Annotated in this window: 8 protein-coding genes, 1 tRNA gene and 1 pseudogene; 1 reads left to right on the plus strand and 9 read right to left on the minus strand. The window is 39.8% G+C overall.

Features of this window, described 5'->3' with window-relative positions:
* Window positions 1-194 (plus strand): TCP-1/cpn60 chaperonin family protein (locus tag ACKI5B_RS09770; protein ID WP_407428230.1); only part of this gene is annotated, 194 nt, incomplete at its 5' end.
* Between the two features lie 56 nt (window positions 195-250).
* Here ACKI5B_RS09770 and ACKI5B_RS09775 read toward each other — a convergent pair.
* From ACKI5B_RS09775 to ACKI5B_RS09815, 9 genes and pseudogenes are all read right to left on the minus strand, one after another.
* A complete protein-coding gene (locus ACKI5B_RS09775; protein ID WP_407428232.1) occupies window positions 251-1,519 on the minus strand; it encodes a deoxyguanosinetriphosphate triphosphohydrolase family protein in 1,269 nt (422 codons plus the stop codon).
* A gap of 33 nt (window positions 1,520-1,552) precedes the next feature.
* Window positions 1,553-2,959: an MATE family efflux transporter gene (locus ACKI5B_RS09780; RefSeq protein WP_407428234.1), complete on the minus strand. Its 1,407-nt coding sequence runs from the start codon at window positions 2,957-2,959 to the stop codon at window positions 1,553-1,555.
* Between the two features lie 3 nt (window positions 2,960-2,962).
* A tRNA-Thr gene (locus ACKI5B_RS09785) sits at window positions 2,963-3,035 on the minus strand.
* A gap of 78 nt (window positions 3,036-3,113) precedes the next feature.
* A complete protein-coding gene (locus tag ACKI5B_RS09790; protein WP_407428236.1) occupies window positions 3,114-4,793 on the minus strand; it encodes a hypothetical protein in 1,680 nt (559 codons plus the stop codon).
* Window positions 4,794-4,912: 119 nt separating this feature from the next.
* Entirely contained in the window at window positions 4,913-5,911 is a 999-nt protein-coding gene (locus ACKI5B_RS09795) for a peptidoglycan DD-metalloendopeptidase family protein (RefSeq protein ID WP_407428238.1), read from the minus strand.
* The gene (locus ACKI5B_RS09800; RefSeq protein ID WP_407428240.1) at window positions 5,911-6,504 is read right to left on the minus strand and encodes an SAM-dependent methyltransferase; all 594 of its coding nucleotides are present in this window, start codon (window positions 6,502-6,504) and stop codon (window positions 5,911-5,913) included. Before ACKI5B_RS09800 ends, ACKI5B_RS09795 begins: the two co-directional genes overlap by 1 nt.
* A gap of 63 nt (window positions 6,505-6,567) precedes the next feature.
* Window positions 6,568-6,981, minus strand: a complete 414-nt coding sequence (locus tag ACKI5B_RS09805; protein WP_407428242.1) for a SoxR reducing system RseC family protein — start codon at window positions 6,979-6,981, stop codon at window positions 6,568-6,570.
* On the minus strand, window positions 6,974-7,549 hold the full coding sequence (locus ACKI5B_RS09810) for a tetratricopeptide repeat protein (protein ID WP_407428244.1): 576 nt from the start codon (window positions 7,547-7,549) through the stop codon (window positions 6,974-6,976). Before ACKI5B_RS09810 ends, ACKI5B_RS09805 begins: the two co-directional genes overlap by 8 nt.
* A pseudogene (locus ACKI5B_RS09815) lies at window positions 7,542-7,837 on the minus strand (polyprenyl synthetase family protein); the annotation flags it as partial. The gene ACKI5B_RS09810 and the pseudogene ACKI5B_RS09815, both read right to left, overlap by 8 nt.

Consider the following 7,837-nt stretch of genomic DNA (forward strand, 5'->3'; position numbering starts at 1 on the left):
ACGCACGCACAGGAAAGTGGGTTGACATGATGGAAGACGGAATCATTGACCCGGCTAAAGTCACACGTTCAGCACTCCAGAACGCTGCTTCTGTTGCAGGAATGCTTCTTACAACAGAATGTGCAATCACAGACATTCCAGAGCCACCGGCACCACAGATGCCAGCACAGCCTGGAATGGGAATGGATTACTAATCTAATGCCATAAAAAGCGAAAAGCTCCTGAGCAATTGCCCGGGAGCTTTTTTTTGCTAAAAGCTGATTATTTCCGTGAAACACTGAATTGCAAATTCATCTGTCATACCGGAAATAAATTCAATTACGCATTTTTTGTAACTTTCGTTGTCGAAGATGTCGAATACGCTTGAAGTATCGTAATTTACAGGCTTTTTCTGATTAGTGCGTTCAGCATAATTTGTATAATGCAAAAGCCATTTTGAAAATTCATTACCGAGCCGCGGATATGTGCTCAAATGAAGCTCTACAGTTCCTTTCTGAACGTAAATTTGAGAGCGCATCAGTGTGTTAAAAATTGTTTCGAGGACATTTTGCGCGTATTTCTGGAATTCAACGAGCCGCCAGTGATTGTAAATGTTCGCAAAACTGAATTTTTTAAGCTCGGTGATAAATTTGAAATAACTTTCTGAAAAGAAAAGCCCTTCATCCGGATTGGAATTTTCGCACAAATCAACAATCATGTCGTTAATCAGAACGCTCGGGTTTACTGCCCTGCCGCTACGGTGAGAAAGAGTTTTACCTGATTTTGTAAGACCCAGGGTTTCTGTGACAATTTCGCGCAGCTGGCGGTAGCTTCCCATGTCTAAAAGATGATAGGCGCGCGCATCCTGAATGTCGCGTCCAAGGAAGGCAATTTTATCACTGATTTTTACGACGCAGCCCTCCCATGTAAAAGGCTGAACAAGACCTGGTCTTTTTATATCGTATAAATTTAAAGCTTCTTCACGCGGCTTCATTCCCTGCTGGTCAACTTCTCCACAGTGGCAGATAAGACCGTCACGTACCGCGTAAGTAAGATTTAAGGGGCGTTTGATTCCGTTTGGATCGTCGAGGGTTTCGATAAAGTCAGCAAAGAAAAGAGAATTGCGTTCGTGCCAGAATTTCTTAGGGGCATTTGCTCCTTCTTTTTTACCGAGCAGCTCGTTTAAAATATCTTCGCCTGAGTGTCCGAAAGGAGCGTGGCCTATATCATGGCCGATTGCAATTGCCTGAGTAAGCTCCTGATTAAGGCCTAAATATTTTGCAATTGTTGAAGCAACCGAAGCTACATGAAGAACATGTTCCATGCGCGTGCAGACATGATCGTTATGCGGTGCAAAGAAAACCTGCGTTTTGTGTTTAAGCCGGCTGTACGCCTGACAGTGAAGAAGACGTGTGTAATCACGCTCGAATTCTGAGCGGATTCCGTTTCCGCGCGAGTAGATAGGAAGTTCTCTGGTTATTGCCTGTTCGTATTTATGATTTAAAGAATCGCATCTTACTGACTCAAAAGAATTCTGCATGAAGACAGAATAACACAGATTTTGATTTTTGTGTTAAAAATCTGGAGCTTTCAATTTTCTGAAAAATCTTACCATAAACGGAATTGAACAGACTGCTGCAAGCATATCACACACAGCCTGTGTAAGCTGAACGCCCAGAATCGGCTCAAATTCTAAAAACTGCACTGCATGTGGCAGAATAAAAATGCACGGAATAAAGAACAGTCCCTGACGCATTGAAGAAAGAAATGTTGCGCTCTTTTTTTCGCCTGCAACCTGTAAGAGCATATTCGTTCCGAATATAAGCGAATGAAACGGCAGAACAAGACTCTGGGCGCGCAAAGCCAATGAGCCGACAAAAACTACCGCATCATCATCACGGAAAAAGCGGACAATTTCAGGTGCAAAGATAAACACAAGAATTGCACACGCGCTCATTATAATTGCGCTCAGTTTAACTAAAAAAACATAGGCTTCGCGCACGCGACCGTTTTTGCCTGCACCATAGTTCATTCCGCACACAGGCTGAAAACCCTGACCAAGCCCGATTGCAACAGCAAGAAGAAGCTTGTCTACTCTGTTACAGATTGCCATGCCCGCTACAGCAGAATCTGAAGCAAGAACACTCGTTGCAGCAAGAGAAAGTGTAGCAGCTCCCCAGAAAGCTGCCTGTCTGTTTAAGAATATTCCTGAAAGAGCTCCCATGCCCTGCCGGAAGAATGAAGGAAGCCCGCTGGTAATTATATCTGTGTAAGTTTTTAGAGAGAGGGAAATATGGAAAAAAGAAAGTTCTGCAAGTGATTTTTTCCGGATAAACATTGAAAGCAGAATCGAAAAACTTATTATCTGACTGATTAAAGTTGCAATAGCCGCTCCTGAAATTCCCCAGTCAAATACAAAAATAAAAAACGGATCCAGAATAATATTAATAATCCCGCCGGCAATCATTCCAACCATTGAAAAAGCAGCCCGCCCCTGAAACCGGAGCAGGTTATTCATTGCAAACGACGAAATTATAAATGGAGCTCCAAAAAGAATATATTTTGCATAGTCTAAAGCATACGGAAGAATTGTAGGAGTCGCTCCTAAGTGACGGACAAGGCTTTCTCTAAAAATATTTCCGAATACAGTAAAAAGAACGCCTGAAAAAAATGCCGTAAAAACAGCTGTTGAACAGTAAGTGTTGGCCTTCTTAAAATCTTTTGCTCCAAGAGCACGGCTTGTAACACTTCCGCTTCCCATACCGATTGTAAAAGCCACGGCCTGCATTAAAAACATAAGTGTAAAAATAATACCTACAGCTCCACTGGCAGATGTTCCAAGCCTTGAAACGAAAAAAGTGTCGGCAGTATTGTAAATTGCCGTAACCATCATTGTAATGATTGTAGGAACTGCGTTTTTTAAGATAAGTGAACCTACCGGCTCTGTAAGCATGCGGTTTAATGAAGAATTGTCTGGCATTAAAGCCGACTGTCGGACTTGAACCAACCACCTGCGCGTTACGAGGGCGCTGCTCTACCGGATGAGCTAAGTCGGCAAACTTCGTTTTTGCCAACTTTTTTAGCTAAGTCGGCAAAAGCGGCTGGTACTCAGCCGCCCGAATGTCGCTAATATATCATTTTTTAGCTTCGATTGTAAAGACCTTGAAAGTTCCGTCCTTTTCCAGAATACCTTTAACCTCTACATTTTTACCCTTAAGTTTTTTAAGCTCTTCAAATGTTACAGGCTTTGGCATCTGCTTCCCGCCTTTCTGGCCGTCTTTCATTTCTGGAGGCATATCCCCCGTTCCGTTCATATCTGAAGGAGGTGCCATATTTCCGTTTCCACCCATAGGCGGCTGACCTGAAGGCGGATTACCTTTTCCGTCTTTACCAGGATTTTCCATTACAGAAAGAAGAGTTGCTTTGTTGTCGTTGTCGATAAGCATAGCCTTATCAGAAACAATATTCAAAGTACCGGTTAATACAGACATTTCCATTTTTGGCATCTGTTTTCCACCTTTCTGGTTATCACCCGATTTTCCGTCAGGCGGAGGATTCATGCCTTTTTCGCCGTTCATTTCCGGTCTTGGAGGCATTTTCATGCCCTTTTCTGAAGCTTTTGCATTTTCCAGTTTAGAAAAATCATATTCACATGGAACAATCTTTCCACCGTCTTTCAAAAGAATTGTTCTTCCTTTAAGAGAAGGATTTTCTTTTGCGTTGTAATAAATTTTATGGCCATTCGAATTAATATTATTGAATGAATCATCATCATCAGAAAATTTATTGAAATAAGAATCAGCTGTAAGGACAAGCTTTGCATTTTTCGCAATTATAATATCAGCTTTACCCTGTTTTTTTGCATTAACTGCACCGGTATAGGTTGATTTTGCACCAAGATTAAAGACAAGAGAACTTATTTCGTCAACTATAATTTCTCCTGAAAGATTTTCGCGCAGTGCATTAAATTCGAGTTTACCTCCGTTAGCACCGCTTCTTCCCCAGCCCCTTCTCGAATTATTTCCACTTGCAAGAATCAAAACGTCAGAATTTCCTTCAAGTTTTGTAGAATCAAGATTGACGACAGCATTTGTATTTGTAACGTAGAAGAATGCACTGTTTTTACCGGAAGCTTTATTTGTAAGAGTAGAATTTTTTGCAGTAAAACTTGCAGTTCCAATGTCAGCATCTCCGCTCATACTCTGATAGAGCATAACTCCGCTTGAAACTTCTTCATCAAGTCCGCTTCCGCCGGTAATTACTGATTTTTCGATTACGACAGAATTTTTTCCTTCAATTACTGCAATTTCAGAATTTTCAGCAGTACCTTTAAGATTTTTTACACTGATAGCACCGGTTGAATAAATAACAGGTGAACCGTGTCCTTTTGTAAGTGCTTTTGCATTTTCTACAGTTACAGTACCTTCTCCCATATCAGTTGCAAAAGCTGCACAGTGCTCTCCTGCAGTTTCAACTTCAACTTTCGAAGCGTTGATTGTACCGCCGAAAGCAGCATAAAATCCGCGTGAACCGTTCTTTTCTGTTTTGATTTTTACACCGCTTGCATTTACGATGCCTTTTTCGCCCTGAACGAAAACAGCATTTTTTCCGTCTTCGTTCGAAGTAATCGTTTCATTTTTGATTGTTTTTGATTCGTTATTGACAGAAACAACAGCATCAAACTGTTTCGTAATGTCATGTCCTCCTTCAGGCGGCATTCCGTTCATTTCCGGCATACTTTCTGAATTTGGCTGTGCTGTAAGAGAGAACATACAGAGTGCAGCTGATAAAAATAAAAGTTTCGTCTTAATCATAGCGTACTTCCTTATTTTTTTAAGATAAGACCATTCTGGCACGCAAAGTTAAAACGAAACTTTAAAACTGCTCAGTCTAAGAGCAAACTTATTATGGATAACGAAAAGTTATCTGATTTTTAGTTCCACAAGTTTTCAGGATTTACCTGTTTGTTATTTTTAAAGACTGTAAAATGCAGGTGAGGACCTGTACTCATACCTGTACTTCCAACACGACCGATTCGTGTATCCTGTGAAACATACTGATCTTTAACACAGGTAATTGCACTCATATGACCATAAAGGGTTTTATAGCCTGAGTGGTGTGCAATTACTACATAGTTTCCGTAAGTTGAAGTGTAGCCTGTTGCGGTGACTCTTCCAGGAAGTGCTGCGTAAATATTTGTTCCGGCAGGACAGGCCATATCGACACCAGAGTGATAAGACCGTGCTCCGGTAAAAGGACTTGCACGCCATCCGAAACTTGAAGATTTATACCAGCGGGCATGAATTGGTTTTCGGAATAAATCACCGTTAATTTCCTGACGTGTTACCCAGTCAAGCTCTGCATCAGGAAGAAAAAGGGTTGTACCTGCTGTTAAAGCTGCATCAGATTCAATTTTATTAACATTTGAACATTTTACTGCTTCAATTTTAAATTTTTCTGCTATTTTTTCGATTGTTTCACCGTCTTTTTTTACATTGTAAAGAATTCCAGGCATATTAGGAATTTTAAGATAATCACCAATCTGAAGAAGACGTGAATTTCTGATATTATTTACTGAAATAATTGTGTCTGAAGTAATGTCAAAATTTTCGGCAATTTTTCCAATCATGTCTCCGGAGCGGATTCTGTATGCAGAATATGAAACTGTCATGTTTTCATCGAAAATTACAGGAACAGTATCTGAACCAGAAGAATTCTGTGCAATGCCTTCAAGAACTTCTTCAGTAACAGGAATTGTAGGACTTTCAAAACCGCCCTGTCCGTTTTCAACATCTGCCGTGTGATTTGCAAAAACAACAGCTCCTGTAAGAACGAGAATGCAAACCCCTGCTGTTATAGAAAGACATTGAATTCCGTCCTTTACAGACAGCTTTTTGACGGACTTATTAAGATTCTGCAATACTTTTTTCATTACTTTTTACCCAACCCAATTAAGTAAGTTTCAAATGATTCAGAACGACAGGCAACAGGCTTAAAACCTTTTGCTGTTGTGAAGATTTCACGCATCATCTTAAGAAGTGTCTGCTGATCTCCGTTCTGAAAGATTTTTACGGCAAAATTACCGCCTGTTTTGAGCATTGTCTGTGCGTACCAGATAGCCATCTTTACTAAGCCTGAAGAACGGGCTGTATCAACAACTCTGTTTCCAGTAGTAAGAGGTGCTGCATCACAGACAACCAGATCAAACGGACCTTCGTTTTTGATTTTGTCGAATACTTCCTTCTGCTGTAAATCGCCCTGAATAAAAACGAGATTATCGCCTTTTACACTCTTTGAAAGAGGATTCAAGTCGCATGAAACTACTTTTCCGCTGCCATTCATCTGGCGGAGAAGAAAAGTTGTCCAGCTTCCGGGAGCTGCACCCAAATCAAGAACTTTGTAATTTTTCTTAATCATACCGAACTTTTGGTCAATTTCCTGAAGCTTATAAACTGAGCGTGCAGGATAACCTTCAGAAAAAGCTTTTTTTGACCAGAAATCTGGTTTTTCATAAGAATTTGCCATAATAATGCCTACTTAACTATCGACAAATTAAAGCAGAATTTTAAGAATTTGTGAAGATTAAAATTACATTACCTGGAAAACTTCCGGCTTTGAAATATGTAAATCTGTTCTGCTTATAATAAAAACAATAAATGCTGAAATAAAGAAGAATAACAGCACAATAACGGCTGAAGCTGTCTGTGTTAACTGTAAATTCAGCCGGCTGCAAATTAAAGGTGATAAAAAAAGACCTGCAGCTGAGCCTGCAATCGGAAATACAAGGGCAAGAAAACCTAAAATACCGCGCAGTATTTTTGGGAATCCTATACGAACGACAGAATTTTCTGTCAGGGGCAGATTTTTTTTATTAAGGACAACAAAACTTTTTCCTTTTTTTGCGCAATCTAATGAACCGCAGCTGACGCAGGCATCAGAAATCAGTGAGACTACTTCGATATTTTGCCCGCAGATTTTCTTTACGATTGCAAAATCACGCATCTACGCCCTCTGAATTAAAAGAGTTTTCCCCAAGCTGAATATTTTTCATCTGTTCGACACACATTTGAAAGCCTGCTTTATTACCTAATTCTTCATAGGTGTCGCGCAAATTAAACAATGCATCATAATAATATGAATTTATGGTAACTGCATTTTCAAAAGCTTCGCATGCAAGCGGAAAATCATTTGTATTGAAGTAAATTACACCCAGCGTATTCCAAAGGTGAGCATTTTTACTGTTTTTTGAAAGTCCTTCCAGACAGTAAGCCATAGCTTCTTCGTATGAATTTTGATTAAAACAGACTAAAGCAAGTGTTTCTATGACTTCATCGTCTTCTTCTTCGATTTCGTGTGCTTTTAAAAGAGCAAGTTTTGCATCATTAAGATTTCCTGCATCACGATATGTTATTCCGAGATTATACCAGAGAAGATAGTTGTATTTTTCGATAGAAATAGCTCTTTTTAAGCATGCAATTGCCTCTGTAAAATTACCATTTTCGGCCAGTTCAATAGCCTGCGTGTTAAGTGATGCTGCATTTTCAACCATAACTGAATTCCTGTCAGGCATTTTTCTGAAGAGTATCAAACAGCTCTTCTATGAGTGAAGATTTATTCTGATTTCCAAAAAAGCAGGAAAGTGCATTTGAATTTTCTAAAATAATCTTCTTGCCCTGTAATTTTGCTTTTTCTACAGCCCCGCTTTCTGTAAGAATTGAAATTGCCTGTTCTACCGCAGGTGAATCAATTCCTTCCTGACGGGCTTTTTCAAACAGTAAAGAAAGTTTCTGTTTATCCTGAGGGTTTTCTTCCAGATGAATTAGTACAGGAAGGCTCTTTTTACCTTCGACAATATCAT

The sequence above is a fragment of the Treponema sp. genome (assembly GCF_045657965.1).
GTDB lineage: Bacteria > Spirochaetota > Spirochaetia > Treponematales > Treponemataceae > Treponema_D.

Bases quoted from the DNA above. Each gene is read 5' to 3' on its own strand.
- ACKI5B_RS09775 (WP_407428232.1), bottom strand. From the start codon at position 1,519: ATGCAGAATTCTTTTGAGTCAGTAAGATGCGATTCTTTAAATCATAAA.
- ACKI5B_RS09780 (WP_407428234.1), bottom strand. From the start codon at position 2,959: ATGCCAGACAATTCTTCATTAAACCGCATGCTTACAGAGCCGGTAGGT.
- ACKI5B_RS09790 (WP_407428236.1), bottom strand. From the start codon at position 4,793: ATGATTAAGACGAAACTTTTATTTTTATCAGCTGCACTCTGTATGTTC.
- ACKI5B_RS09795 (WP_407428238.1), bottom strand. From the start codon at position 5,911: ATGAAAAAAGTATTGCAGAATCTTAATAAGTCCGTCAAAAAGCTGTCT.
- ACKI5B_RS09800 (WP_407428240.1), bottom strand. From the start codon at position 6,504: ATGGCAAATTCTTATGAAAAACCAGATTTCTGGTCAAAAAAAGCTTTT.
- ACKI5B_RS09805 (WP_407428242.1), bottom strand. From the start codon at position 6,981: ATGCGTGATTTTGCAATCGTAAAGAAAATCTGCGGGCAAAATATCGAA.
- ACKI5B_RS09810 (WP_407428244.1), bottom strand. From the start codon at position 7,549: ATGCCTGACAGGAATTCAGTTATGGTTGAAAATGCAGCATCACTTAAC.